The organism is Aeromonas popoffii (genome assembly GCF_037818705.1).
In the GTDB taxonomy this organism is placed as follows: Bacteria; Pseudomonadota; Gammaproteobacteria; order Enterobacterales; family Aeromonadaceae; genus Aeromonas; species Aeromonas popoffii.
This window is the reverse complement of sequence record NZ_CP149129.1, coordinates 4,574,363-4,599,809: the sequence shown is the minus strand read 5'-3', so window position 1 is coordinate 4,599,809 and position 25,447 is coordinate 4,574,363. Positions and strand designations below refer to the sequence as shown.

22 protein-coding genes are annotated in these 25,447 nt (G+C 58.4%); 19 read left to right on the top strand and 3 right to left on the bottom strand.

What is annotated here, in order from left to right; all coding sequences use genetic code 11:
- Nucleotides 1-115: 115 nt before the first annotated feature.
- Nucleotides 116-1,213 (bottom strand): calcium:proton antiporter, encoded by a 1,098-nt coding sequence (locus tag WJM78_RS21340; protein WP_042037990.1) that lies wholly within the window; start codon nucleotides 1,211-1,213, stop codon nucleotides 116-118.
- 265 nt (nucleotides 1,214-1,478) lie between these two features.
- Here WJM78_RS21340 and WJM78_RS21335 point away from each other — a divergent pair, with 265 nt between their 5' ends.
- Nucleotides 1,479-2,129, top strand: coding sequence for a class I SAM-dependent methyltransferase (locus tag WJM78_RS21335; RefSeq protein WP_042037988.1), 651 nt, complete (start codon nucleotides 1,479-1,481; stop codon nucleotides 2,127-2,129).
- Here the strand turns inward: WJM78_RS21335 and WJM78_RS21330 are convergent.
- Nucleotides 2,126-3,655: an EAL domain-containing protein gene (locus tag WJM78_RS21330; RefSeq protein ID WP_339011861.1), complete on the bottom strand. Its 1,530-nt coding sequence runs from the start codon at nucleotides 3,653-3,655 to the stop codon at nucleotides 2,126-2,128. The genes WJM78_RS21335 and WJM78_RS21330 overlap by 4 nt on opposite strands.
- 544 nt (nucleotides 3,656-4,199) lie before the next feature.
- On the opposite strand from WJM78_RS21330, the gene WJM78_RS21325 reads away from it, so the two are divergent.
- On the top strand, nucleotides 4,200-6,128 hold the full coding sequence (locus WJM78_RS21325; protein WP_181364751.1) for an EAL domain-containing protein: 1,929 nt from the start codon (nucleotides 4,200-4,202) through the stop codon (nucleotides 6,126-6,128).
- 23 nt (nucleotides 6,129-6,151) lie between these two features.
- Here the strand turns inward: WJM78_RS21325 and WJM78_RS21320 are convergent, their stop codons facing one another.
- The gene (locus WJM78_RS21320) at nucleotides 6,152-7,099 is read right to left on the bottom strand and encodes a 1-aminocyclopropane-1-carboxylate deaminase/D-cysteine desulfhydrase (RefSeq protein WP_339011856.1); all 948 of its coding nucleotides are present in this window, start codon (nucleotides 7,097-7,099) and stop codon (nucleotides 6,152-6,154) included.
- 69 nt (nucleotides 7,100-7,168) lie between these two features.
- On the opposite strand from WJM78_RS21320, the gene WJM78_RS21315 reads away from it, so the two are divergent.
- The 17 genes from WJM78_RS21315 (at nucleotide 7,169) to WJM78_RS21235 (ending at nucleotide 25,388) form a co-directional block, all read left to right on the top strand.
- Entirely contained in the window at nucleotides 7,169-8,032 is an 864-nt protein-coding gene (locus WJM78_RS21315) for an MSHA biogenesis protein MshI (protein ID WP_339011852.1), read from the top strand.
- Nucleotides 8,032-8,625 (top strand): PilN domain-containing protein, encoded by a 594-nt coding sequence (locus WJM78_RS21310; protein ID WP_339011849.1) that lies wholly within the window; start codon nucleotides 8,032-8,034, stop codon nucleotides 8,623-8,625. The genes WJM78_RS21315 and WJM78_RS21310 overlap by 1 nt, the downstream gene beginning before the upstream one ends.
- The gene (locus WJM78_RS21305) at nucleotides 8,625-9,272 is read left to right on the top strand and encodes an MSHA biogenesis protein MshJ (protein WP_339011846.1); all 648 of its coding nucleotides are present in this window, start codon (nucleotides 8,625-8,627) and stop codon (nucleotides 9,270-9,272) included. The genes WJM78_RS21310 and WJM78_RS21305 overlap by 1 nt, the downstream gene beginning before the upstream one ends.
- The gene (locus WJM78_RS21300; RefSeq protein ID WP_108537934.1) at nucleotides 9,265-9,585 is read left to right on the top strand and encodes a SctD/MshK family protein; all 321 of its coding nucleotides are present in this window, start codon (nucleotides 9,265-9,267) and stop codon (nucleotides 9,583-9,585) included. The genes WJM78_RS21305 and WJM78_RS21300 overlap by 8 nt, the downstream gene beginning before the upstream one ends.
- A gap of 69 nt (nucleotides 9,586-9,654) precedes the next feature.
- Nucleotides 9,655-11,322 (top strand): pilus (MSHA type) biogenesis protein MshL, encoded by a 1,668-nt coding sequence (gene mshL / locus WJM78_RS21295; RefSeq protein ID WP_042037978.1) that lies wholly within the window; start codon nucleotides 9,655-9,657, stop codon nucleotides 11,320-11,322.
- A gap of 83 nt (nucleotides 11,323-11,405) precedes the next feature.
- On the top strand, nucleotides 11,406-12,296 hold the full coding sequence (locus WJM78_RS21290; RefSeq protein ID WP_042037977.1) for an ExeA family protein: 891 nt from the start codon (nucleotides 11,406-11,408) through the stop codon (nucleotides 12,294-12,296).
- The gene (locus tag WJM78_RS21285) at nucleotides 12,293-13,378 is read left to right on the top strand and encodes a tetratricopeptide repeat protein (protein ID WP_339011838.1); all 1,086 of its coding nucleotides are present in this window, start codon (nucleotides 12,293-12,295) and stop codon (nucleotides 13,376-13,378) included. The genes WJM78_RS21290 and WJM78_RS21285 overlap by 4 nt, the downstream gene beginning before the upstream one ends.
- 33 nt (nucleotides 13,379-13,411) lie before the next feature.
- Entirely contained in the window at nucleotides 13,412-15,121 is a 1,710-nt protein-coding gene (gene mshE, locus WJM78_RS21280; protein ID WP_339011835.1) for an MSHA fimbrial ATPase MshE, read from the top strand.
- 68 nt (nucleotides 15,122-15,189) lie between these two features.
- A complete protein-coding gene (mshG, locus tag WJM78_RS21275) occupies nucleotides 15,190-16,410 on the top strand; it encodes an MSHA fimbrial biogenesis protein MshG (protein WP_287146433.1) in 1,221 nt (406 codons plus the stop codon).
- A 228-nt stretch (nucleotides 16,411-16,638) separates the two neighbouring features.
- Nucleotides 16,639-17,100 (top strand): hypothetical protein, encoded by a 462-nt coding sequence (locus WJM78_RS21270; protein ID WP_339011831.1) that lies wholly within the window; start codon nucleotides 16,639-16,641, stop codon nucleotides 17,098-17,100.
- A 77-nt stretch (nucleotides 17,101-17,177) separates the two neighbouring features.
- A complete protein-coding gene (locus WJM78_RS21265; protein WP_339011828.1) occupies nucleotides 17,178-17,849 on the top strand; it encodes a type II secretion system protein in 672 nt (223 codons plus the stop codon).
- 14 nt (nucleotides 17,850-17,863) lie between these two features.
- Nucleotides 17,864-18,331, top strand: coding sequence for a prepilin-type N-terminal cleavage/methylation domain-containing protein (locus WJM78_RS21260; protein WP_339011825.1), 468 nt, complete (start codon nucleotides 17,864-17,866; stop codon nucleotides 18,329-18,331).
- Between the two features lie 61 nt (nucleotides 18,332-18,392).
- Nucleotides 18,393-18,908 carry a type II secretion system protein gene (locus WJM78_RS21255; protein ID WP_339011824.1) on the top strand — a complete coding sequence of 172 codons (516 nt, stop codon included), beginning with the start codon at nucleotides 18,393-18,395 and terminating at the stop codon, nucleotides 18,906-18,908.
- Nucleotides 18,895-19,491: a type II secretion system protein gene (locus WJM78_RS21250; RefSeq protein WP_339011822.1), complete on the top strand. Its 597-nt coding sequence runs from the start codon at nucleotides 18,895-18,897 to the stop codon at nucleotides 19,489-19,491. The genes WJM78_RS21255 and WJM78_RS21250 overlap by 14 nt, the downstream gene beginning before the upstream one ends.
- Before the next feature lie 11 nt (nucleotides 19,492-19,502).
- Nucleotides 19,503-20,306: a PilW family protein gene (locus WJM78_RS21245; RefSeq protein WP_422388425.1), complete on the top strand. Its 804-nt coding sequence runs from the start codon at nucleotides 19,503-19,505 to the stop codon at nucleotides 20,304-20,306.
- A gap of 37 nt (nucleotides 20,307-20,343) precedes the next feature.
- The gene (locus WJM78_RS21240; RefSeq protein WP_339015969.1) at nucleotides 20,344-20,763 is read left to right on the top strand and encodes an MSHA biogenesis protein MshP; all 420 of its coding nucleotides are present in this window, start codon (nucleotides 20,344-20,346) and stop codon (nucleotides 20,761-20,763) included.
- 137 nt (nucleotides 20,764-20,900) lie between these two features.
- Nucleotides 20,901-25,388 carry a DUF6701 domain-containing protein gene (locus WJM78_RS21235; RefSeq protein ID WP_339011816.1) on the top strand — a complete coding sequence of 1,496 codons (4,488 nt, stop codon included), beginning with the start codon at nucleotides 20,901-20,903 and terminating at the stop codon, nucleotides 25,386-25,388.
- Nucleotides 25,389-25,447: the final 59 nt, after the last annotated feature.

Genomic DNA, 25,447 nt, shown 5'->3' with positions numbered 1-25,447 from the left:
GACCGCCCAATCGGGCGGTCTTTGCGTTTCTGACGTTGGTTGAACGCGGTTATTCGTGCTCGAACATCAGGAACAGATAGACCACGAACAGCACCGGGATAGGTGCTGGCGCCTGTTATTCGTGTTCGAACATCAGGAACAGATAGACCACGAACAGCACCAGATGGGTGGCGCCATGCAGCACATTGGTGCGACCGCTGCTGAAGGTCACTTTACAGACCATGAGAGTGGTGAAGAGCAGCACCATGTCGGCGGCGGAAAGGCCGAGGCGCACCTCCTGATCCAGCATGGAACCGATAAAGAGCACAGCGGGTACGGTGAGAGCTATGGTGGCCAGCACCGAGCCGAAGTAGAGGTTCATGGCGCGCTGCAACTGGTTGTTGAAGGCCGCCTTGAGGGCGCCCACCGCTTCCGGCGCCAGCACGATACAGGCCACGATAAAGCCGCCCAGTGCGGCGGGTGCTTCCATGACATGCACCCCGTAGTTGATGGGGATGGCTAGCGTCTTGGCCAGCAGGATCACCACCACCAGGTAGGCGAGCAGCAGGAGGGTGTGGTAGACATTGCTCTGCAGCGGGCCGTGGTACTCTTCGTAATCCTCGTGATCGCTGTCGACGAAGAAGTGGCTGTGGCTGCGGGTCTGGATCAGCAGAAAGACGCCATAGAGCAGGATCGAGACGATGATCAGCATCCATGACATGGCGCTCGACATGCTGCCGACCGTGCCGCCCCGGGTGAAGTTGGGCAGCACCAGACAGAGCAGCGCCAGCGGTATGATGGCCACCAGATAGGATTTGACCCCGTCCAGATTGAAGCTCTGGGTGTGGTAGCGCCAGCCGCCAAACAGCAGAGTGAAGCCCACCAGACCCGTGCTCACCAGCATCACCACCGCAAACATGGTATCGCGGGCCATGGTGGGGTTGGGCTCGCCGGTGAGCATGACGGAGGAGATCATCACCACTTCCAGCGAGATGACCGAGAGGGTCAGGATCAGGGTGCCGAAGGGCTCGCCCAGCTTGATGGCGAGGGCGTCAGAGTGGCGTACCACCGAGAAGATGGCCCAGGTGACGATGGCCAGCAGCCCGGCCGATACCGGAAGATAGATCCCGAGCGGAGTGGCCTCTGTCAGCAGGTTGCTCCCCAGGGTCTTGAAAAAGAGCAGGGTCAGCAGGCCAACGGGCAGGGCAATCTCTTGCCGGATAAATGACTTCATAGGGCAATGGTTCTCATCTCGGGGCGGCTGGGGCCGACGGGGTATGGAGGCAAAACGGCGACGCCACGGGGGTGGCGAGCCCGCTAATGATAAAGGGAGTTGTACTGCCTGGGGAAAATCATTTTGTTGCAAGATGTAATCTGCCGCGCCTGCTCGGTCGGGCCGGGATATAGATAGGTATCTGTCCGGTTACTGCGTAGCATGGGGTCATGCCAGTCGAATTCATGCTTCTGTGGGTCTGGCGGCATCTTGACCAGGGACTCCCATGTCTGTTGTACGTCTGCGTTATCACACCATAGAGTTTGGCGAACTCGACATTCACCTGTGCACGTTGCGCGACAACCAGCAGTTCTCTGATGACGAAGGAGAGGCAGAGGCGCTTGGCATCTCCTCGGCGTTCTGGCCGCTGTTTGGCATCGTTTGGGATTCTGGCAATGTGCTGGCCCATCTGATGGTGGAGCACGAGGTGGCGGATCTGCGGATCCTGGAGGTGGGGTGCGGCATAGCCCTGGCAAGTCTGGTGCTCAACCACAGGCTGGCGGATATCACGGCCACCGATTATCACCCTGAGGCGGGGGCCTTTCTGGCGGCCAATGTGCTGCTCAACAAGGGGGCGATCATCCCCTTTATCCGTACCGGTTGGGAAGACGCGGTCACCGAACTGGGGCGTTTCGATCTCATCATCGGCAGTGATCTGCTCTATGAGCGCGGCCAGGTCGAGACGCTGGCCGGCTTTATCGAACAACACGCCAAGTCCCACTGCGAGGTGATCCTGGTGGATCCGGGCCGTGGCCAGCAGGGCCGTTTCAGCAAGCTGATGATGAGCCTGGGCTATACACACAGCCAGCATAAGCCGTTGGATGTGAGCTATCTGAGCCAGCCTTTTCGCGGTCAGATACTGCAATACCGGCGTTAGCCTTCCCCGGCATGGTGTTGTTGCCACGCCAACAGCCAAATCTGTAGTTGGGCAAGGGCCATGGGCCTGGCATACACATAGCCCTGGATGAGATGCACGCCGTGCTGGCGCAGATAATCGACCTGTTCCCCGGTTTCGACCCCCTCGGCGATCATCTCCATGCCGGATTCGTGGCCGAAGGCGATGATGGAGTCCAGCAGCGTTCGTTTGAGGTCGTCTGTACCTATGGTGTCGACGAACATCTTGTCGATCTTGATCTGGCGGATACCGAGTCGCTGCAGGTAGGCGAAGCCCCCATAGCCGGTGCCAAAATCATCCAGCTTGAAGTGATAGCCCCGCTGCTGCAGTGCCGTGATCTCGCCGATCGCCGCCTTGATATCGGTGATCGGTTTGCGTTCGGTCAGTTCGAAGGTGAGCCGGGTCGGTGAGGGCCAGCCATGTCGCTGCAACAGGGTGCGCAGATGGGGTTGCTCTATGTGAGCGGCCACTATGTTGACGCTGACCCACTGCGCCGGCGCCAGCCGGGGAAGATCCGTCATGATCCGCTCCAGCAGCTGTTCCGTCATCGGCAGGATCAGCCCCTGCTCCTCCGCATAGTCGATGAAGGCGCCAGGTGGCACCATCTCGCGCTCCCGCTGCCACCGCAGCAGTGCCTCGAAGCCAACCACCTGCTGACTGCGGTTATCCACTATGGGCTGATAGAAGGGGACAAACTCCCGCCGGGCCAGCCCGGCTTGCAGCAGTCCCTTGAGAGATCGCCGATAGCTGCGCAGCCCCCAGTAGGCGGCGACCAGCAGGGAACCCAGCGCGGCGCCATACCAGAGCCCATAGTACCGAGCCTGCTGCCGGGCATAGTGCTCCAGCGCCTTGCCCGCCCATAACGTCTGCCTTATCTGATTTTCGGACTCAAGAAAGCTCAAACTTTGGTTGCCCTCTTCCTGTTTGATGGTTTTGTCACCTCGGGGGAAGAGCGGGGTAGCGTGGTCCCCATTTTGCTGGCTGAATTCAAGGTAGAAACAGTCGGCACAGGGGGTTTGTAGTAGCGTATGGCTCCAGCTGTTGTTCAGCACCCAGTAGGCGGTATTGCCATTCTGTCGGAAGTAGGCGATCAGCTCCTGTTCGGTATTGAACTGTGCGGGGGTGGCGGCCACCCCGTATTGCTCCTGCCCGGAATAGGGTGGCAGCGCGGTCGTGGTAAAGGGGACGGGGAGCCCCAGGCTGGAGCAGCTCGCCCCGGAGGCCAGGATGAGGCCTTGCAGGCGAATATGGAGGTTATAGAAGCGGGGACCCCGCAGCAGCGCCATGTCCTCAGGTCCGCAGTCGAAGGCGAACTGGGCCAGCTGGGTGCGGATACTCTCATCCAGCGCCAGGTGTCGTTCCACCAGTGCGGCTTCTATCTCCTCCCGTTTCTGTTGCAACATATGGCGTGCCAGCGGCTTGCCGAGCAATTGGCTGAGGGGCAGGCTCGCCAGCACGGGCAGGCAGAACAGCAGCAGACTGATCCAGAGAGGGGGAATTTTTCGCAAGGTACACCTGCCTGATGTGGAGATGGGATGCATATGAACGGCAATATCATAGTGCATTAGCTACATCGATTTGAGCTGTTCATTCCTTACTCGCAACGAAAAATCATAACAACATGATAAATAAAGACTTTGTTAAATCAGTTGATGAAGATTCAATCGCTTACCTGTCATAAGTGACAATTGTCCAGCTTATCTGAAGCGACTACAGTACCCGTGCGGTTTGACTCACCGTGTGTTCAATACTCCTGTATCTGTTTTTTTGTCAGTAGCACAGAGTGTTAGTTTTGATATGAGTGTTTCTTTCGGTCCCCTTAGTGGGACCATTTTTCTGCCTGAAAATCCCTGATCCCGCCGCCCATCTCTCGTTTCCTGTCCCTGTGGCTATTTTTCATGGCTTGCTTGCCGTCAGGCTTGGTGTTCCTGTGCCCATTTGGTTATGCTCGCCCGCTGAATTCCAGAAGCGGGATCTTCGTCCATAGGCGCGCTTCGGCGTTGGCTGATACGATGAAGCCACATGGATGTTGTCGGGCATACGGAAAGGTACATGAAACTGACCACTCAGCTTGTCTCGTTTATTACCCTGTGCGTGATCGCCGCCATGGCCATGGTGCTGCTCGGCGGAGTATTCAGCTTTCGTGAGCTGGGCATGGAGCTGCAGCAGAAAAAGGTCAACTCTCTGGTCGAGATCATCGACAAGCAGCTGGAGGTGGCCGAGGACCACCAGGATCTCACCCGCTGGCTGCCAACCTTGCTGCGTTCGGCCCATGTGGTGGAGCTGGAGATCCGTCAGGGCAAGCAGCGGGTCTACTGGTTTCGCGATGTGCAGCAGCCGACCGATGAGAGCCTGCTGATCCCCTACAGCCAGCCCATCTCCCATCAGACCGACATGCAGGCCGACTTCAAACTGGAGCGGCCGTTCAAGGAGTTTGAATACTCCATGCAGGCCATGTCCGGCATCTCCCTTGGCGTCTTCATCGTCATCTTCGGACTCTGGTACTCCATTCGCTGGCTGAGGCTGCAACTACGGGGTGCCGAGCTGCTGGCCGAGCGCGCCCAGCTGATCCTTGATAACAAGCTCACCAAGCTGGCGCACGATCCGGCCGATGAGTGGCCCGTCTCCGCCAGCCAGGCCATCGACTATCTGCTGGCCGAGCTGGCGGATGCCCGCAAGGAGCGCAGCCGTTTCGACAACTTCATTCGCAGCAACGCCTTTGTCGACAAGATGACCGGCATAGGCAACCGCCTGTTCTTCGACAACCGGCTGGAGAGCGCCATCATGGAGGCGAGCGTGATGAGCGGTGGCGTGTTGCTAATCGAGCTCGCCGGTCTGGAGGATCTGGACCCCGAGCTGAGTGGGCGCCAGAGCCAGGAGCTGCTGATGGAGGCGAGTGCCTCCATCGCCGCCTTCGTGCGCAAGCACAATGGCGCCCTGCAGGCCCGCTATGCCGGGCAGGTGTTTGCCGTGCTGTTGCCCAATATGTCCGAGAGCGAGATGGTGGACGGTGCGGGTCAGCTGCACAAGAGCCTGCAACGGCTGCACTGGCCCGAGGCGGTCAACGTCGAGACCGCCATTTACCTCGGCGCCGTCTGCTATCAGGCGCAGGATTCCCTGCTCAAGGTGCAGGAAGAGGCCGAGCTGGCGCTCAAGAGCGCGCGGCTGCAGGGTCACACCGGCTGGTTCCTCTACGAAAAGCAGTTGGATGAGGAGCAGAGCAGCAAGGGCACGGTACGCTGGCGCACCCTGATCGGTCGCCGCATCGAGGAGCACGGCATCGACTTCTACGTCCAGCCGGTGCAGCAGGAGCGGGATCAGGTGGTGTTGCAGCAGGACTTGCTGATCCGCATTCACGACGAGCAGGGGCGGGAGTTGCAGGCTGGTGTCTTCATGCCGATGGCCGAGAAGGCGGGGCTGCTGTTGCCACTGGATCGACTGGTGGCGGAGCAGACCCTGTGGCTGCTGCGTCAGCGCTCAGAGCAGAGCTGCCCCATCAGCCTGACTCTCTGCGCCCAGAGCCTGTTGCACCGCGAGTTCCAGCGCTGGCTCTTCTTCGATCTGTTCCAGCTGTCGCGCAGCACCAACGAACGGCTGATCCTGCAACTGTCGGAGGCCCAGGTGACCCGCCACTACGAGGCGCTCAAGCGGCCGTTGCGAGCGCTGCGCATGCTGGGTTGCCAGCTGGCCATCGATCATGCCGGCCAGGATGTGGTGAGCACCCAATACATCAAGGAGTTCGAGATCAACTTCCTCAAGCTCCATCCCAGTCTGGTTCGTGAGATCCACACCCGTCAGGTCAACCAGATGGCGGTGCGTAGCCTGGTGGGGGGCTGTGCCAATACCCGCACCCGGGTCATCGCCGTGGGGGTGGAGAGCGGCGACGAGTGGAAGATGCTGCGCCACCTCGGCGTCCATGCCGGCCAGGGGCCCTGGTTTGCCGAGCCGGAGCAGTTAGTGATGGAACCCGCCGGCGCCTGATACCGGTGACCGCAGGGGCGCCCTCAGATCCGGCCTTGCTCTTTCAAACCCGCGAGTCCCTGCATGCCCCCCGTGTGGATGAAGACTATCTGGCTGCCGCGGGGGATGCGCCCGGCGGCCAGTTCGCGAAACAGACCCCACATCGCCTTGCCGCTGTAGATGGGCTCAAGCGGCAGGCCAGTCTGCGCACTGAAGGCTTGCACCCACTGCCAGAGTCCCGGGCTGAATTTGGCATAGCCGCCATCATGGTGATCCAGCGCTATCTGCCAGCCAGGGGTGGTGGCTGCGGCCGGGTGAAGGCGCCGTACCTCGTCGGCGATGAAACTTGCCCCTTTCAGTACCGCGATGGCGAGGATCCGTTCCTGCTCCCGTTTGCCGGCGATGAGGCCAGCCAGGGTGCCGCCGCTGGCGCAGGGCAACACCCAGAGATCCGGTGAGAAGGGCACCTCGCCGACCAGCTCGGCTACCCCGGGAATGGCGAGCGGGCTGCTGCCTCCTTCCGGCACTATCAGGCTATCTGGCGCCGCGAACTGGGCCAGCCAGTTTGGCTCCTGCCGTCGCCGGTAACTCTGGCGATCGACAAAAATGAGATCCATGCCCCATCCCTTTGCCGCGCTCAAGGTTGAGTTGCTGACGGCCTCCGGTTCACCACGTATGATGCCGGTAGTTCTCAGGCCGGATTGGCCCCCTGCTGCTGCCAGTGCATGGATGTGGTTGGAGTAGGCCCCCCCAAACGAGATCAGGTGCTGTATGCCCTGCTCCTGAGCGTGTTGCACATGGTACTTGAGCTTGCGCCACTTGTTGCCCGAGATGGCTGGGTGGATCAGGTCATCCCGCTTGCACCAGAGCGTTACGCCATGCTCGGTCAGCAGCGGGTGTGAGATGGCCTGGAGCGGCGAGGGAAGCCGGGTCGGCTGCAGGGCCAACACCTGCGAGCGGGTCGAGTTGGGTTGCAATGCGTGATCCCTCATTTATATGGAGGCTAATATCCTGTTTATGCTAAGGTTTAATCCGTTTTATGCAGCCAGGTGCGGGTTTTAATGAAACAACTTTTCAGACGTTCAACCCCAAGCCATCAGGTAGGACTCCTGCTTGCCAGCGATCGGATTATGCTGGCCTCGCTAGGGCCTCAGCCTGTCTTCGCCACCCGCGCCATCCATGGCCCGCAGGAGTGGTCGCTTGCCATGAGCGAGCTGTTCAGCCGCCATGGCCTCGCCAAGTCTAAGGTGCGGGTCGCCCTCGCCGCCAGCCTTTATCAGCAAGTCCAGATCGACAAGCCCGCCGTGCCCGACGCCGAAATGGCCGGTGCGTTGCCCTGGGCGGTCAAGGATTACGTCAATGAACCCGTGTTGCAGCTCGCCATGGACTACGTGGATTTGCCCACGCCGCCGGCTGGCCGGCCGCGGATCAACGTGATCTGCGTGCCCAAGGTGCGGGTGCAGCAGCTGGCGGATGCGGTCAACGGCATCGCCTGCCTGGATGCCATCATCAGCGACGAGCTGGCCATGACGGCGCTCTATGAGGCTGACAACGCGGTGCGCATGCTGTTGTGGCAGCCCAGGGGACAGGATCTGCAGCTGCTGGTATTCCATCAGGGCGGCCTCTGCTTCTCCCGCCAGCTGCGCGGTTTCACCGCCCTCACCGGTGAGCATGAGCCGGACAGCATGCTGCTCGATTCGCTGGCGCTGGAGATCCAGCGCTCCCTCGATTACCTGGTCGGCCAGCTCAAGCTGCCGGAGCTGGGTCAGATGCAGCTCGCCATCGCCTCACCCTTCATCGGTACCCTGGTGCGTCACATGGAGCAGACCTTCGGCTTCGCCGTCTCCGCCATGGCCAACAAGGCGATACTGTCCGGTGTTGAATATCTCTCTGCCTATGCTGCCGCCATCGGGGAGGATGCCTGATGAAACATCAGATCAACCTTTATGGCGCCGAATTTCGCCCCAGACGCCAGTGGGCCAGCCTCAACCAGATGGCGCTGGTCTGGGGTGGCTGCGTGGCAGTGCTGCTCTGCATGGGCGCCTTCTACGGCTGGCAGCAACAAGGGGTTGGCCGTGAGCTGGCGCAGGTGCGCGCGGCGCTGGAGGTCAAGCGTGGCGAGGCCCAACGGCTGGATGCCGAGTTGACCCGCCACCAAGCCAATGCTGTGTTGCAACAGCAGCTGGCCAGCAAGCAGGAAGAACTGACTGCCAAGCAGGAGTTGATGCAGCAGCTGGGCAGTTTGGCGTTGCAAAAATCCCAGGGCTACGCTGGCCTGATGGCCGATCTCTCCCGCATTCGGGATAAGCAGCTCTCCTTGCAGCGGATCGAGATCGCCGAAGGGCGGATCAACCTGTCCGGCTTTGCCAACCATAGCCAGGATGTGCCCGCCTGGGTAAAGCGTTTCCAGCAGACCCCGTCGCTGGCGGGCAAGCAGTTTGGTGAATTGACCCTGAACCGTGACAAGGAGGGCCGGCTGGCCTTCCAGCTCAGTGGCATAGAGCGGGAGAAGCCCTGATGAGCCTGAAAGCACAATGGCAGGCATGGGCGGACAAGATTGCCGCCCTCAGCCAGCGCGAGCGGATATTGATCCTGCTGACCGGTCTGGTGCTGATCTGCGCTGGCGTCATCTATGGCTGGCTGGATGGCGCCGCCCTGCGGCTGGCGCAGGACAGGGTGGCCTTGACCACGGCCCAGCGGGATCTGGAAATCATGGATCTCGAGAACCTGGGCAAGCAGGCCAGGCTGGCGCGTGATCCCGATCAGAGCGTGCGCGAGCAGCTGGTACGGGTCGAGGGGGATATCGACAGGCTGGATGCCGAGCTCAAGGCCCAGACGGTGGATCTGATCCAGGCCCACGAGATGCCAGCCGTGCTGGAGGCTCTGTTGTCACGCTCCACCAATCTGCACATGCTGGCACTGACCTCCCTCGCCCCCCAGCCGCTGATGGCGGGGGATCAGCGCATCAACTTGTTCAAGCACGGTATCCGCCTCAAGCTGGAGGGCGGTTACTTCGACGTCTATCAGTACCTGAAGGCACTGGAGGCGTTACCCCGTCACTTCTACTGGAAGCAGTTTGACTACCAAGTGCAGGAGCATCCCAAGGCCGTGGTGGAGATGGAAATCTACACCCTGAGCACCAGCAAGGAGTTTATTCGTGGTTAGATGGCTGACGCTATTGTGTTGTCTGCTGGGCGCAGTGGCCCAGGCCGAGGTGCTGCAGGACCCCACGGAACCGTTGGACGGGATGAACAGCCGGGCAGGGGTCTCCGCCAGCCAGAGCGCCGGTTTACCAACATTGCAGAGCGTGATGCTGGGCAATGGTCCGGCACTGGCGGTGCTCAATGGAAAAAGTTACCGGGTGGGCCAGCAGGTCGAGGGATATCGACTGGTGTCCATCAGTGCAGATGCCGTGGTGCTGGAGAAGGGGGGCAAGCGCCAGTCGCTGACCCTGTTTGCCAGCAAGGTCCGCATCTGAACGCGCCCCACCCGAGATGGTGGGGCAAGGTTTGTCGAGTTTAATTGAAAGTCAGGGTGCACTCATTACATGAAAAAAAATCATCTCTGCCTGATCTCTGTGGCCGTGCTGGCGGCAGGCTGTACCAGCTACCAGCACCCCGAACCCGTGCAGGCCAAGGATGCACTGAAACACGCCATGGCCGAGCAGAACAAAGTCGGGGGATTGGCGACAGTGCCCAAGTCGGTACAGAGCGAGTTACTGCAGATGAATCGGCCGCCCCAGGCCTTCAGCATGCCGGAACCGCGGCTGCGTATCGCCGCCCACGATGTGGATGCGGTGGAGTTTTTCGGATCCCTTTTCAAGGGTTCCCGTTACAGCGTGGCCGTGCATCCCGGTGTGGCCGGCCAGATCTCCGTCGAGCTCAAGGACGTCACCCTGTCTGAAGTGCTGGCGGTGGTGGGTGACATGTATGGCTTTGATGTGCAGCGCAAGGGCAATGTGTTCCACGTCTATCCGGCTGGGCTGCGCACCGAAACCATACCGGTAAACTACCTGATGATGTCCCGTCGTGGTCTGTCCCGTACCTCGGTCAGCACGGGCGGGGTGACGGCCAACGGCAACAACAGCAATAGCAGTAACTTCGACAACGCCAACAGCGACAGTAACAACAGCAGCAATGCATCCAACGGCAATACCAGTTCGAATAACGGCAACGGCACCCGCATCGAGACAGACACCAACAGCGATTACTGGACAGATCTGCGTACCTCGCTGGAGATGCTGGTTGGCAGTGGCGATGGTCGTGCCGTCATCACCAGCCCGCAGGCGGGTCTGGTCACCATCCGCGCCTATCCGAAAGAATTGAAAGCGGTGCGTGAATTCCTCAGCCAGTCCGAGACCCACCTCAAGCGCCAGGTGGTGTTGGAGGCGCGCATTCTGGAAGTGGCTCTCAACGAGGGTTACGAACAGGGGGTGGACTGGAGCGGCCTTTCCGCCAGCTGGGATGGCAACAAGGGGATTACCGGTGGCGGCTCGCTCGCCCCGACCCAGCTGCCCACGACACCCAACCAGATCTTCACTGCACTGGGGGGCGGTGCCGGCTTCAAGATCTCCGATGGCAACTTCAACGTGGCGGTCAACCTGCTCAAGACCCAGGGTGATGTGAATACCCTCTCCAGTCCGCGGGTGACAGCGACCAACAACCAGAAGGCGGTGATCAAGGTGGGGACGGACGAATACTTCGTCACCAACGCCACTAGCACGGTAACCTCAACGACGGCCGGAACAGAACGCACCCCGAACGTTGAGCTGACACCCTTCTTCTCCGGTATCGCGCTGGACGTGACGCCACAGATCGACGAAGAGGGCAAGGTGTTGTTGCACATTCACCCCTCTGTCATCGACACCGAAGAGCAGAACAAGACGATAAATCTGGGCACCACGGGTGGCAAGCTGGAATTGCCGCTCGCCAAGAGCTCGATCCGCGAGTCCGATACCGTGGTGCAGGCCAATAACGGTGACATCATCGTCATCGGCGGCCTGATGAAGACCGACAAGCAGGAGATCGTCAGCAAGGTACCGCTGCTGGGGGATATCCCCTGGATCGGCGAGGCCTTCACCAACCGCCGCGAGAGTACCAAGAAGGTGGAGCTGGTGATCCTGCTCAAACCGACCGTGGTGGAGAAGGACACCTGGCAAAACGAATTGCAGCGCTCCTCCGATCTGCTCGACAAGTGGTATCCGCCCAAGGGCTAAGCCATGACCCAGCACACGGTTGGCTTTGTTCCAGACGGCCTGTGGCCCAGTGCCACGGCAGACCCCCAGGCCGGTGACGACTCATGTACCTGAACCACTTCGGTCTGCAGGAGGCGCCGTTCGGCCTCACCCCCAACACGGGTTTTTACTACGGGCTGCCTCCCCATGAGGAGGCGCTGCAGGTTCTTAATTGGGCCTTGATGCAGGGGGAGGGCTTCATCAAGGTGACCGGCGAGGTCGGCACCGGCAAGACGCTGCTCTGTCGCAAGCTACTGAGCGAGTTGGGTTCAGAGGCCTGTCCTGTGCGTCTGGCCTGGCTGCCCAACCCGCACCTCACCCCCGCCGAGCTGCGCACCGCACTGGCCCTGGAGCTGGGCTTGTCGGTACGGGAGGGCAACGAGCTGGATCTGACGGATCGCATTCATCGCCACCTCATAGGCCTGCATCAGCATGGGAGCCGGGTGGTGGTGCTGATCGACGAGGCGCAGGCCCTGCCGGACGAGACCCTGGAGGCGATCCGGCTGTTCGGCAACCTGGAGACCGAATCGAGCAAGCTGTTGCAGATAGTGCTGTTCGGCCAGCCGGAGTTGGATGCCAGGCTGGCCAAGCCCCATCTGCGCCAGTTGCGCCAGCGGGTCGGCTTCTCCTACTGCCTGCGGCCACTGCGTTTTGACGAGACTCGCGCTTATCTGGAGCACAGATTGCATGTTTCGGGTTATCGCGGGGCCCCGCTGTTCAGTGGTCGCGCCATGCGCCTGCTGTGGCGCGCCTCCCGTGGCATCCCGCGGCTTACCAACATATTGGCGCAGAAGTGCCTGATGTTGGCCTATGGCCGGGGTGAGCGTCAGATCGATGCCGGTCTGGTGCACCTCGCCATTCGCGATACCGACGATGCCAGCCGCCCCGCTCGGGGTCGCTGGTGGCCACTGTTACTACTGCTGGGGTGCGCCCTGGCCTATGGAGTCTGGCCATGAGCGTGATAAACCAGATGCTCAAGGATCTGGAACTGCGTCAGCAGGGGAGCGAGGGGGCCGTCTATGTGCCTCCTGTTCGGCAACAGGGCTGGTGGATGCTGGTGCTGACCCTGATCTGCGGTCTGGCCCTCGGCATTCTCGGCTGGCGGACCTGGATCTATTGGCAGCAGAGCCAGCGGGTTGTGCCTCAGAGTCAGGTGCAGGCGACCAGCGAGCCACGGCCTGATGCCGTTGCCCGCGTTGTGCCGGTCACACCCGCGGACGAGGAGCAGGAGCCTGAGCCGGTGGATCTGGTGGTGGCCTTACCCACTCCGAGCGCAAGGCCCGAGCTCGCAGCGGATCCCGAGCCGGTGCAGGAGGAGCAGGATGAAACCGGCTATGAAGCGGTGGCGCCGAGTGATGAAGCGCTGCAGCCTGACCTCTATGCCGAGCTGGAAGCGGAACAAGAGGCTGTCGTCCCGCCACCGCGCAAACCGGGTGTGCTGAAGATAGAGACGGTGAACCTCTCCGAGGCCGAGCTGGCAACCCTGGCCGAGCGCAAGGCCACCACCGCCATGGCCAGGGGGCAATTGCGCGATGCCCAGGACAACTACTATCAGGTGCTGGTTCACGCCCCGCACAATCAGGGGGCCCGCGAGCAACTGGCGGGTCTGCTCTATGGCGAAGGTCGGCTGAGCGAGGCCACTCAACTGCTGGAAGAGGGTATCCGGCTCGATCCAGAGCAGGCAGATTTTCGGCTGCTGCTGGCCAGGCTCGCCATCAGCAGCGGCGATCAGCTCAAGGCGCTCGGCTGGTTGACCGGCTATAAGCCGGATCTGGCCAGCAATCTGGATTATTACGCCACCTGGGCCGGTGTGACCCAGGAGCTGGGCCGCAATGCCGAGGCGGCCGAGATCTATGTGACCTTGCTGCGTCAGCAGCCGGATCAGGGCCGCTGGTGGCTCGGGCTCGGCGTGGCCGAAGATGGTCAGGGCCACAGCCAGCGGGCGCTCGATGCCTATCGCAACGCCCAGCTACACGGCAACCTCGGCGAAGCATCGGCGAGCTGGATTGAACAACGAATTGCCCAGCTTGCCCCCTGACGGGCGGGCTGGTTAACTTTTTTTGGAGTTTGCATGGCACAACCCAGACTGAAAATGCGCCTCGGCGACCTGTTGGTGCAAGAGCAGATCATCTCGGATGATCAGTTGCAGCTCGCCCTGCAGCAGCAGCGTCAGACCGGCCGCAAGCTGGGCACCACACTGATCGATCTCGGCTTCATCAGCGAGGTACAGCTGCTGCAGTTTCTTGCCCGCCAGCTGGACGTGCCCTTCTTCGATCTCAACAACCTCACCATCGACGTCTCGGCGGTACCGTTGTTGCCCGAGGTACAGGCGCGCCGCTATCGCGCACTGGCGGTCAACCTCACCGACAACCGGGTGACGGTGGCCATGTCGGATCCGGCGGACTTGAGTGCCCTCGATGCCATCGCGGCGTTGCTGCGCCCGCGGGAGATGGTGCTGTCAGTGGCGCGGGAAGGCCAGTTGCTGGAGTATTTCGACCGCCTCTATCGCCGTACCCGCGAAATAGAGAGCTTCGCCGAACAGCTGCAGGAGGAGTATCAGGATACTGGCTTCGAGCTGGGTTCTAGCAACATCGGGTCCGGTGACGAGGGGGAGGCGACGGTGGCCAAGCTGCTGCGTTCCCTGTTCGAGGACGCGGTGCAGGTAGGGGCCTCCGATATACACATAGAGCCGGATGAGAAGGTGCTGCGCATTCGCCAGCGGATCGACGGCATCTTGCACGAGAATATTCTGAACGAGGTGCGCATCGCCCAGGCGCTGGTGCTGCGTCTGAAACTGGTGGCAGGGCTCGACATATCCGAGAAGCGGCTGCCCCAGGATGGCCGCTTCAACATGAAGGTGCGCGGCCGGGACGTGGATGTGCGTATGTCCACCATGCCGGTGCAGTACGGTGAGTCTGTGGTGATGCGGTTGCTGGATCAATCCTCCGGCATACTGTCGCTGAGCGAGACCGGCATGCCGCTGGAGATCCTGGCCCGTTTTCGCCGTCAGCTCAAACGACCCCACGGCATGATACTGGTGACGGGCCCGACCGGGAGCGGCAAGACCACCACCCTCTACGGCGCCCTCTCCGAGCTCAATCAGGCCAGCCACAAGATCATCACGGTGGAAGACCCCGTAGAATACCGGTTGCCCAGAGTCAACCAGGTGCAGGTGAACCCCAAGATAGGCCTCACCTTCTCCCATGTGCTGCGTTCTACCCTGCGTCAGGATCCGGACATACTGCTGGTGGGCGAGATGCGGGACAACGAGACGGTGGAAATAGGCCTGCGTGGCGCCATCACAGGCCACCTGGTGCTCACCACACTGCACACCAACGATGCGGTCACCAGTGCCCTGCGTCTCATCGACATGGGCGCGCCTGGCTATCTGGTGGCGAGCGCGCTGCGAGCCGTGGTGGCCCAGCGGCTGGTGCGACGGGTGTGCGAGCACTGCGTCGAGGAGCGGGCGCCGGACGAGGGGCAGGCCACCTGGCTGACTGTGCTCTCCGGCGAAGCGCCCGGTCAGCATGCCTATCACAAGGGGCGTGGCTGCCAGAGCTGCAACTTCACTGGTTACTCTGGCCGGATCGGGGTCTATGAGCTGCTGGAACTGGATCAACCCATGATGGATGCCCTGCGCCGCAACGATGCCGAAGGTTTCGCCAAGGCGGCGCGCCAGCATGAACACTTCCGGCCACTGGCCCTGACGGCGCTGGATTATGCCCGCCAGGGGATCACCTCGGTGGATGAAGTGCTGCGGTTGGCCGAGGATCTGGGGTAAGCCATGACTCACTTCAACGCCAACGCACAGGCTGGTTGCCATGACACTCTCGGTCAGGGGCGCACCTCATGAGTACCTTTGCCTACAAGGGGCGCGACAGCCAGGGCAATGCCGTCAACGGCGTGGTGGACGCAGCTAACGAGATGGCTGCGGCCGAGCAGCTGATGCGCCGCGGTGTGATGCCGACCGAACTCAAGCCGGGCAGGGCGAAATCGGCCGCCATCGACTGGTCGCTGTTGCTGGAAGGGGGCGTCAAGCTGGACGAGCTGGTGGTATTCAGCCGCCAGATGTATGCCCTGACCCGGGCGGGGATCCCCATACTGCGTGCCATCGCCGGGCTGGAGGAGAGTGCCCACAGCAAGACGCTCAAGCGAGCGCTGCACGCGCTGGGGGAAGATCTCGGCAACGGCCGGCCGCTCTCCAGCTCGATGCAGGCTCACCCCAAGGTATTCAGCAGTCTGTTCGTCGCCATCGTTCACGTGGGCGAGAACACGGGTCAGCTGGAAGAGGCCTTTTTGCAGCTTGCCAACTATTTCGATCTGGAGCTGGAGACCCGCAAGCGGATCAAGACCGCCATGCGTTATCCCAGTTTCGTGATGATCGCCATCGGCATCGCCATGGTGATCCTCAATATCATGGTGATCCCCGTCTTCGCCGGCATGTTTGCCAAGTTCGGCGTCGAGTTGCCGCTGACGACCCGGATCCTGCTCGCCACCTCCCACTTCTTTGTCCACTACTGGTGGCTGCTGCTTGGCATACTGCTCGCCATGGTGTTGGGCTGGCGGCGCTGGGTTGCAACGGTCAAGGGCAAGCTGATCTGGCACAGATGGCAACTCAGGCTGCCCATCGTCGGCACCATCATAGAGCGCTCCCTGCTGGCCCGCTTCGCCCGCAGCTTTTCCATGATGCTCAAGGCCGGGGTGCCGCTCAATACGGCGCTGACCCTGGTGGCCGATGCGGTGGATAACGCCTATATGGCGGGCCAGATCCGTGACATGCGAGCCGGTATCGAACGGGGTGAGAGCCTGCTACGCACCGCTGGCAGCAGCGGCTTGTTTACCCCCCTGGTGATGCAGATGATCGCGGTGGGGGAAGAGACCGGTCAGGTTGACGACCTGCTGCATGAGGCGGCCGAGTATTACGAGCGGGAGGTGGACTATGACCTCAAGAGTCTGACCGCCCGTATCGAGCCCATCCTGATAGGCATAGTGGCCGTCATGGTGCTGGTGCTGGCACTGGGTATCTTCACGCCCATGTGGGACATGATGCGGGCCGTGCGCGGTAGCTGACGACCTTTACGCCTCCTGGTGGGGGCATGATGCGGGCCGTGCGCGGTAGCTAACGACCTTTACGCCTCTTGGTGGGGGCATGATGCGGGCTGTGCGCGGTAGCTAACGACTTTTACTCCTCCTGGTGGGGGCATGATGCGGGCCGTGCGCGGTAGCTAACGGCCTTTACTCCTCTTGATGGGGATATGATGCAATGTGGTTGGTTAACTGGGTGTGAGAGAGGTGCGAGTGAGCAGACAATCACAACAGGATGATCGCTGGCTGGGGGGATATAGGAGAATGGCCGCCCTGATCTTGCTGCTGATCATAGTGGCGACCCTGGCCCAGAGCTATCGCACCCACAGAGCGGAGGCGCTGGCCCTCAGCCTGGTCCTGCTGGGAGAGCAGTTTGCCGGGCGGACGCAAAGGTTGCACGGACTCTGGCTGGAGCAGCGCCGTCCCGCGAGCCTGTTCGCCGATGGTCTGGTCTGGCAGTTTGATAACAGTGGTTGGCCTATTGGGGCCGGCCCCCTGCTGACGCCCTCGGAAAATTGCCGCCAGCTGTGGTTGTCGATCATAGGCACACAGAGCCAGGATCTGCCGCCGCTGCAAGCGCTGGCGAGCCGCGATGGCGGGGGATGCGAGTTCGGTTGGGAAGATAATTGGCTGATGTATCAATTTTCTGATGGCAGAGTGCTGAAAAAGCCTTGAATGAGGCCCATTGTGTGGCCCAGTTAAATGATTTTTTTATATCTGCATGAAATAATGCGGGTTATTACGGAGGGACCATGGCAACAAATCGAATGGCATCAACACATCCCGGGTTGGTAATAACGTCTCGGGTGGCGGGTTTTTCGTTGATCGAGCTGGTGATCGTCATCGTTATCCTGGGGATCCTGGCGGTGACCGCCTTGCCTCGCTTCCTCGATGTGACCGACGAGGCCAAGAAGGCCAGTGTGGAAGGGGTCTCCGGCGGCTTTGCCACCGGTGTGTCGCAGGTGCGGGCCCAGTGGGAAGCGGAGGGACGAGCCAAGCAGGACAGCCTCAATACGGTGCTGTATGACGGTTCGCGTTTCTATCTGACCACGCCGACCGAGACCCAAGTCAGCAATGGCGAGCTGTCGCCCGGTTATCCCATGGATACCTCGGCGGGTGGCGGTATCGATGTGGACCCGGCTAACCTGACGGCCCAGCGCTGTCTCAAGATTTGGGAGGGATTGTTGCAGAACCCGCCCAAGGCTACTGCCAGCTTTGACGAGGTGCGCGGTAGCGGCAATGACCTGAAATACTATGTCAGTGTGACCAATAACGGCCTGGACTCCGTCTGTCGCTACTATCTGGTCAATAGTTTGAGTAAGGGCAGTGATGGCAAGTATCAGGATCCGCAAGGCAGTACTGATGCATTTATGAGTTTCAGTTACCGTCCGGCGTCCGGTCAGGTGACCACCAATATCAATTGACAGAGGAAAGTAAAATGAAAAAACAGGCGGGTTTTACCCTGATCGAGTTGGTCATAGTGATCATTATTCTGGGCATTCTGGCAGTGACAGCAGCGCCCAAGTTCCTGAATCTGCAGGATGATGCGCGAACTTCAACCCTGAAAGGAGTTGAGGGCTCTTTGAACTCGGCTGGCGCTATGGTTTACAGCAAGGCAGTGCTCAAAGGTAAGGATAAAGAAAGTACCGCATACGCCTTGGATCTGGGTAACGGCAAGACAGTGTCGACTCTGTTTGGCTACCCGGTTGCGACTTCAGCTGCGCTATCCGCAGTTGTGGAGCTGAACGCAAATGATTGGGCGTTTGCAGCCCCGACAGGTACTAACCCTGCATCCATCAGGATCTTCCCGAACGGTGTATCTACCAGTTCGGCAACATGCTACATAACTTATACCGAAGCTACTTCTACTGCGGTCCCATCTGCAGTTACTAAAGCTTGTAATTAATAAAATGATGAAGGAAGCAGAGAGATTTTCTCTCTGCTTCCTTCAAAAGGGTAAATATGGCATGCGACCAGCATTAATAAGCAGACATGGTTTTACCCTGATTGAACTGGTGATTGTGATCCTGTTACTCGGGATTCTGGCCGCCTTTGCCGTGCCCAAATGGCTGGGTAAAGGCGGCTTTGAAACTCAAACCGTTCGCGACGAACTGCTGACCCGGCTGCGGCTGGTGCAGACCGTTAATATGCATGAACCCGCCAACCGCTGTACCCAACTGGTGGTGGACGCGTCCCGTTTTGCCCATATCACCCTGGCGATGACCGGTGCCGTTTGCCCGGCCCCCGGCCCTATTGCCAGCTGGAGTGATAATCAGCGCACCCGGGGACGCCTTATCACCCCATCTTCTGGCATCACTGTCTCCCTCAATAACAGCAGCAGTTTTGTGCTGCGCTTTGATCGGCTGGGTCGTCCAATCGGGAATTGCGCCACCGCAAGCGGGTGCACTCTGCTGGTGAGCGATGGCCGTGAGACCAGCCGCATCAAGATAGAGTCCGAGGGGTATATCCATGAGATCCCTTAAGCGCGGTTTTACCCTGATAGAGCTGATCGTCGGTATTGTGCTGCTGGCGGTGGCATTGACCGGCATTCTCGGGCTCTTGATCAATCAGGCGCCGCAGGCGGTGGACCCGGTGCAGCAGGTACGTGCCGCCCAGTTGGCCCAGCGCCTCTCAGGGGAGATACTGCAAAAGTCGTTTGATCAAAATTCGGATCATAACGGCGGTAGCTATCGCTGTGGCGAGCAGGTTACGGGGGTGACCATCTCTCCCTGCTCCGGCAGTTATGGCCCTGATGATCCTGAACGGGCCCCCTACACCTTTAATGATGTGGATGATTATCAGACCAGTGCCATTTGTGCCAAGGGCTGGGTCGAGGTTAGCTGTTTCAACGGTGACTGGATTGATGCGGCATTTTTTACTCAAACCGATTCCAAGGTTGCAAGCGATGAGTATCGCAACTATCAGGTCAGAATCGCGGTCACTCCGGATAACCTGTTTGGAAGCCCGGGCCTTAAGGTGGAGTCTATCGGCAAGCGTATTGATCTGCAGGTCAAACTACCGGATGGGAGCGTGCTCGATTTCTCCTTCTATCGGGGTAACTACTGATGAGAGGGGCAATGCGCGGTTTCACCCTGGTCGAGTTGGTGATGGTGATCCTGCTACTCGGGATAATGGCGACCTTTAGCAGCCAGTTTATCGGCATCGGCACCCAGATCTATGGGGATGCCAGCAGCCGCGAGCAGTTGATGAGCGATGCCCGCTTCGCCATGGAGCGGCTTAACCGCGAACTGCACGATGCGGTGCCGGGCTCGGAGCGTATTGAAGATCAGGATGGTAACTGGTTGGACCAAGGCCCCTGTCTGCGGTTCTGGCCGATCAGTAACTCCGGACGCTATCTTGCCCTCAATCGTCCGGCGTCGGGTAGTTCGTCCTCACTTGAGCTGGTTATGGTGGCTCCGCCTGTTGCGGTTGAGCCGAGCAACGACTGGTTGGTGGTGTTTCCCCAGCCCATATCCAGCGGTACGCAGACGATACGGGACCGCTGTGATTACGGCCGCTGTGTGGCGCAGGTAACGGCGGTTGGGCCGGTGATCTCTGGCGCCCAAGCCATCGGGTATAGCGGTGCGCAGCTGGATGGGACATCTCCCGGTATGAGAGCATATTTTGCTCGCGAGCAGGTGCGTTACTGCGTATCAGGGGGGGCGCTATACCGTACCAGTGCCGGGATCAGTGCCGCTGGCAACACCTTACCGCTAGGAGACCTGATGGCCGAGTCGCTGCGGCCTGGCAATGTCTTCTATCGGGAGACCGCCGCTTCGACTTTCAATACCGCTGGGGGATTTGGCATGCGTTTTGTGTTCGAGCGCAAAGGGGAGTCGGTCACCTTCAACCACAAGATAGAGATGCAGAATGTCCCTTGATTCGCACATGCTTGGGCGGATGCGGGGCAGTGCCTTGATGATCGCCCTGTTTGTCATCGTGGTGATGGCGCTGCTGGCTGCTGCCATGGGTCGTTTTCTGGTCGATAGCGGCGAGAAAAATACCGTAGATGTGCGTAGCGTGCGAGCCCTGCTGGCCGCCCAGAGCGGGTTGGAGATTGCCCTGTATCAGCTTTTTCCGAACCGACCGACCGCGCCACCTGCGGATCGATGCAGCTTGGTGCAGGCCCCGCCTCAGTTTAGCAATCCTGGCTTGGTAGGTTGTCAGGTAGCCGTAAGTTGCCAGGAGGTACCGGTGACCTATAACAACCAGAGCAGCACGGGCTACCGTCTCGAGAGTGTCGGCACCTGTGGCAGCTCGGACCTCAACAGTGCCAACCCTGATTTTGCCGTGAGCCGAACCCTGATGGTCGAAGCTTATGATGGAGGAACGCCATGAGTCGTGATGGCGATGATGTCGGTTGTGTTAGTCGATTCTGGCTGGAGTGGTTACCGCTGTTTCAGTGCAAGTCATTCGCCTGCACTTTGTACTGACGATCGATATTGCGGCAGATGATACAAGTGGAGAGGAAAGTGATGGATTTTAAATGGCTGGTTGGTTTATTACTTTTCTGCGGTACAGCTGTGGCGCAACAATATAATTTATCCATCAATCAATACCCACCATGTAATACCATATGGCAAAAGTCAGGAAATGTTTACACCTGTACTGGTGGTAATGGTCAGGTAACGTTATATGACGGTGATGTGCTCATCGCCAATACAAACTCGACGGTTATCGCTAGTGCTGGTTTCTCTCTCACAAATAGTAAAATAGGTAATACATCAAGAAAAATTAGCCTGCAAGCTACCGCCGGCGAAATTACCGCTCAAGGTTATCAAAATACCATATATGGTGATATCTCTGCGAATAGTTCCAACATCACACTTAATAATATCTACCTGTATGGTAATGTTACTACTGGTGGAAATGTCTCACTGAGTTCCGGGGTCGTTCAGGGTAATGTAATCAGCAATAGCAATGCTGTCAGTGTGACAAATGTGCAATTATCAGGTGATATAAGTGCAAATAAATCCGTGACTATGGCGGGTGGAACCTACGGTGGCAATATAACCATGCGCTCTAACAATTCGGTGACATTCAATTCGGTCAATATGACCGGTGGAAGTGTCGCTGGCGCCAGCTCTTTTAATTCCACAGGCAGTCAGCTAGGAGCTCAAGGAAGCCCTGTCACTATCTCGACCACATCAAATGATATCACCATTACTAACTCTACTGTTTATGGCAATTTGACCGCAGCAACAAACAATGTAGGGGGAGTGGTTAATGTTAACAACAGTTCTGTGACCGGCACATGTTTACCTGTATCCAATCCTGTTAATGCCTGTGTTCCCGGGCCTGTTGCCTTGTATCAACTTGAAGAAGATAAGTGGGCTGGTCTCGTTGGAGAGGTCAAAAACTCCGTTACCAATGCGCTGCATGGTCGCGCAATGAGAGGGGCGAAAACCAATACAGTGGCACCAGCATTACCTGCGAACTCGAATAATCTTGGCACCTGTGGCTATGGTGAATTCACGGGCAGTAGTAATCAATACATTGAAATACCACATGATTCTCGTTTGTCATTTTCTAATCAGTTGACTGTGTCCGCTTGGGTCTATCCGGTTAGTCGGCCATCTGCGGGCAACCTACACTCCATAGTGTCAAAAGATGGTAACTATGAGTTTCATCTTGATAGTCAAGGAAGAATATTCTGGTATTGGGAAAAAACTGCTGGCGGTAATGGGACATTAACTACAGCACAGTCAATACCATTAAATACTTGGTCGCATATCGCGATTCGGTATGACACTAGTAATGCAGGAAATAAAAGGCAAACAATTTATATTAATGGTGTGCCTGTCACTTCTGGCAATGATGTAAGTGCATTAAGAGCGAACACACAGAATTTAGAGATTGGACGGGATTATATTGATAGTCGTAGCTTTAATGGCCGAATTGACGAGGTTGCTATATATGGCTCGGCTTTGTCAGACAGTCAGATCGTTGATTTATATAATCAACGCCATCCGTGTGGTGGGGCAATTTTACAATGTTACACCGATGATTTTTCCACGCCACTCGGTGATAATTGGGTCGTCAAACAGAGTGCTGGTGGATTTATACCGTCCATTACAGCTAACCAGCGTCTGCGGATGACTCAGGCAAGCACGGGGCAAGCGACATCTGCGACTTATCAGCGGCTCTTTCCGGCTGCAGGTAATTTGGTGACGCTGACATTTAATCATTACGCGTATGGCGGTAGCAGTCCTGGTGCGGATGGCATGACGGTTGTGTTCTCCGACGCGTCGGTGACACCGCAGCCTGGCGCCGCTGGGGGCCCCCTTGGTTATGGTCATTACCAACCGAGTAACGTACCCGGATTTGCGGGTGGCTGGCTTGGATTTGGGTTGGATGAATTTGGTAATTTCTCCTCTTTTGGTGGTGGGGGGAGTGTGGGGAATCGTCCGCAATCTGTGGTGGTGCGCGGATCGGGGGCTAATTTTTCCGGGTATAACTATCTGCGTGGTACTTGCAAGAATGGTACGGAAAACACTTCTGGTAATTGCCTGAATCCTAAGGTCGATGGAAATGGCGGCGCAAATACCAATCATCGTTACCGCCTTACGGTCGATTCACGGACCAGTGGCCGTGCCCTTGTCAAAGTGGAGCGTGATACGGGAGGTGGGTTTGTCCCTCTTATCGATTCATTTGATTCACTGGATCCTGCGTTGGGCCAAAGCCCGTTGCCGCAAGATTTTTATGTCTCCCTGACTGGGTCGACAGGTGCGCTGACCAATATCCATGAGCTAGATAACGTGGAAATATGTGCACTTAAATCAAGAGAGGTGGGGGTTCAAGTTGATCACTTCGAATTACAGTATTCAGGCCAGCCTCTAACCTGCAACCCCGAAGAAATAACCATCAAGGCGTGCGCTAATTCGGATTGTAGCCTGCTGATTACCGAGCTTGTTTCTGTTTCCTTACTCCCAGAAGGCTTGTCGGATGGTGGCTGGTACCCATTACCTGGTGCCAGCAACGTCAGTGGTAACACGGTGACGTTTACTGGAGGAATCGGCAAGGTTCTGCTGCGTAACAATACGCAGACACCGGTTAAGTTAGGCGTACAAAAATCAGTTCCTACAGCCAAGCCGCTCAGCGAGACCTTGTGCACTTCTGGCAATGGAGTGCCAACGATTCAGGCCTGTACCCTGAATTTTGCCGACAGTGGCTTTATCTTCAATGTGTTGGATACCTATTCCAACCAGCCTCAGGATGTGACTATCAGTGCGGTTAAAAAAGACGACATTACCAAACAATGTGTGCCCGGATTCACCGGGGTGAGGTCGGTTGGTTTTTGGGGAACCTATGCCAGTCCAAATACCAATAACTTTGGTAGCAAGATCTCCATCGATGGCAATGCCATTGCTACTTATGCCGCCAGTGTTGCTTTGCCAACGCCAACCACCCTTAACCTGACTTTCGATAATCAGGGTAAGGCGACCTTGAAAAAAGTGACCTACCCCGATGCGGGTCAGATGCAGCTTTCAGCCAGTCATAATGGCAGTGGCGAGACGGCGGGTCTGGCGATGACGGGGTCCGACAAGTTTGTGGCACGTCCGGTCGGCCTGTGCATCACGCCCCCGCAAGGGGTCTGCGTGGCAGGTGATAGCAGTTGTCCGGTATTCAAAAAAGCGGGGGAAACGTTCCAGGTAGATATCAAGGCGATGGCCTGGGAATCTGCCAATGATAGCGATATCTGCGTCGGGAATCAGACCACGCCCAACTTTGCCCTGACCAATATTGCCCTAGGCAGCACCCTGGTGGCGCCAACCCCCGGCACCGATGCAGCGGTGGGAACTGCCACCTATAACCATGTTCCCGCGAGCAACGGCCTCAATAGTGTTAGCCAGACGGTGAGCGAGGTGGGGGTCTTCCGGATGACGGCGACTCCACCAGTGGTCACGCCACAAGTTCAGGGTTACTTTGGCTACACAATCCCCTCTGCGCAGAGCCAGCCGGTGGGGCGTTTTGTCCCTTGGGATTTCAATTTGTTGAGCGGTGTTCTCACGCCAGCTTGTGGGCAGTTCAGCTATATGAGTCAGCCATTCGGGGTCAAGATGGCGGTACAAGCTCGCAACAAGAGCGTTGGGGTGACCAAGAACTATGGCGGAGATTTTGCCAAGGGGCGGCTCTATCTGGTTGCTGGCAATAACCATGACGGGGTTGATCGCACGGATCGAGTAGGGACGGTGATGTCCAATTGGATATCTGGCGAAGCTAATATTGACAGCCAGAGTCGCTTTGCACGGCTTTCTGAGCGAGATCCCAGCCTGACTGAGCCCGAAGAGCCCTACAAGTTACTACGTTTTGGCCTGCAAGTGGTCGATGGAGAGTCACCCTCAGTCAGCTTCATAGCTGAAACCGACCTGAATCCGGGCATCAAGAATGGTTGTACCAAAGGGGTCAACTGCAATGCTAGGCAGTTAACGATTCCTACGCGGGTGGATAACACCATGACAGCCTATTTCGGCCGCCTGCTTGCCGGGAAAAGTCGTGGCGTGAACAGTGCCAGCTTACCTGTGACGCTACTAATGGAGCGTTTTGAACAGGGTGGATGGTTGCCCAACGACGAGGACAGCTGTACTCAGCTCTCGCTGGCAAATGATGGCTTTGATCCATTACCCGGTGAGTCGCCGATAGACAAAGACCGCAAAATCAGTTTTAACAGTGCGAGCTCTTCTTACCAGGTTACCGGTAATGTACCCCGGCCCTATAGCAGTACGCTAACGTTGAGCGGGCAACAAGGGGCGGCCAGCTCAGCCACGGCAAAAAAAGGCGAGATTATTTTTCATTTCTCTGCCCCCAATGTGGATGTCGTCATTCCCTATCGTGTCGATTTGGCAAAACAGCCATCTTCGCCGACGTGGTTGTCTGACCCGACAAGCCTGCAAGGTGAGGCTCGTTTCGGCTCCAGCCGGGGTAATGACAGAATTATTTATCGGCGCGAAGTAATGCCGTAATGGAGGCGGGGCGGCGGATCTTCGTGATCTTCCCCCCTATCTTCTTGTTTATTAGCGTT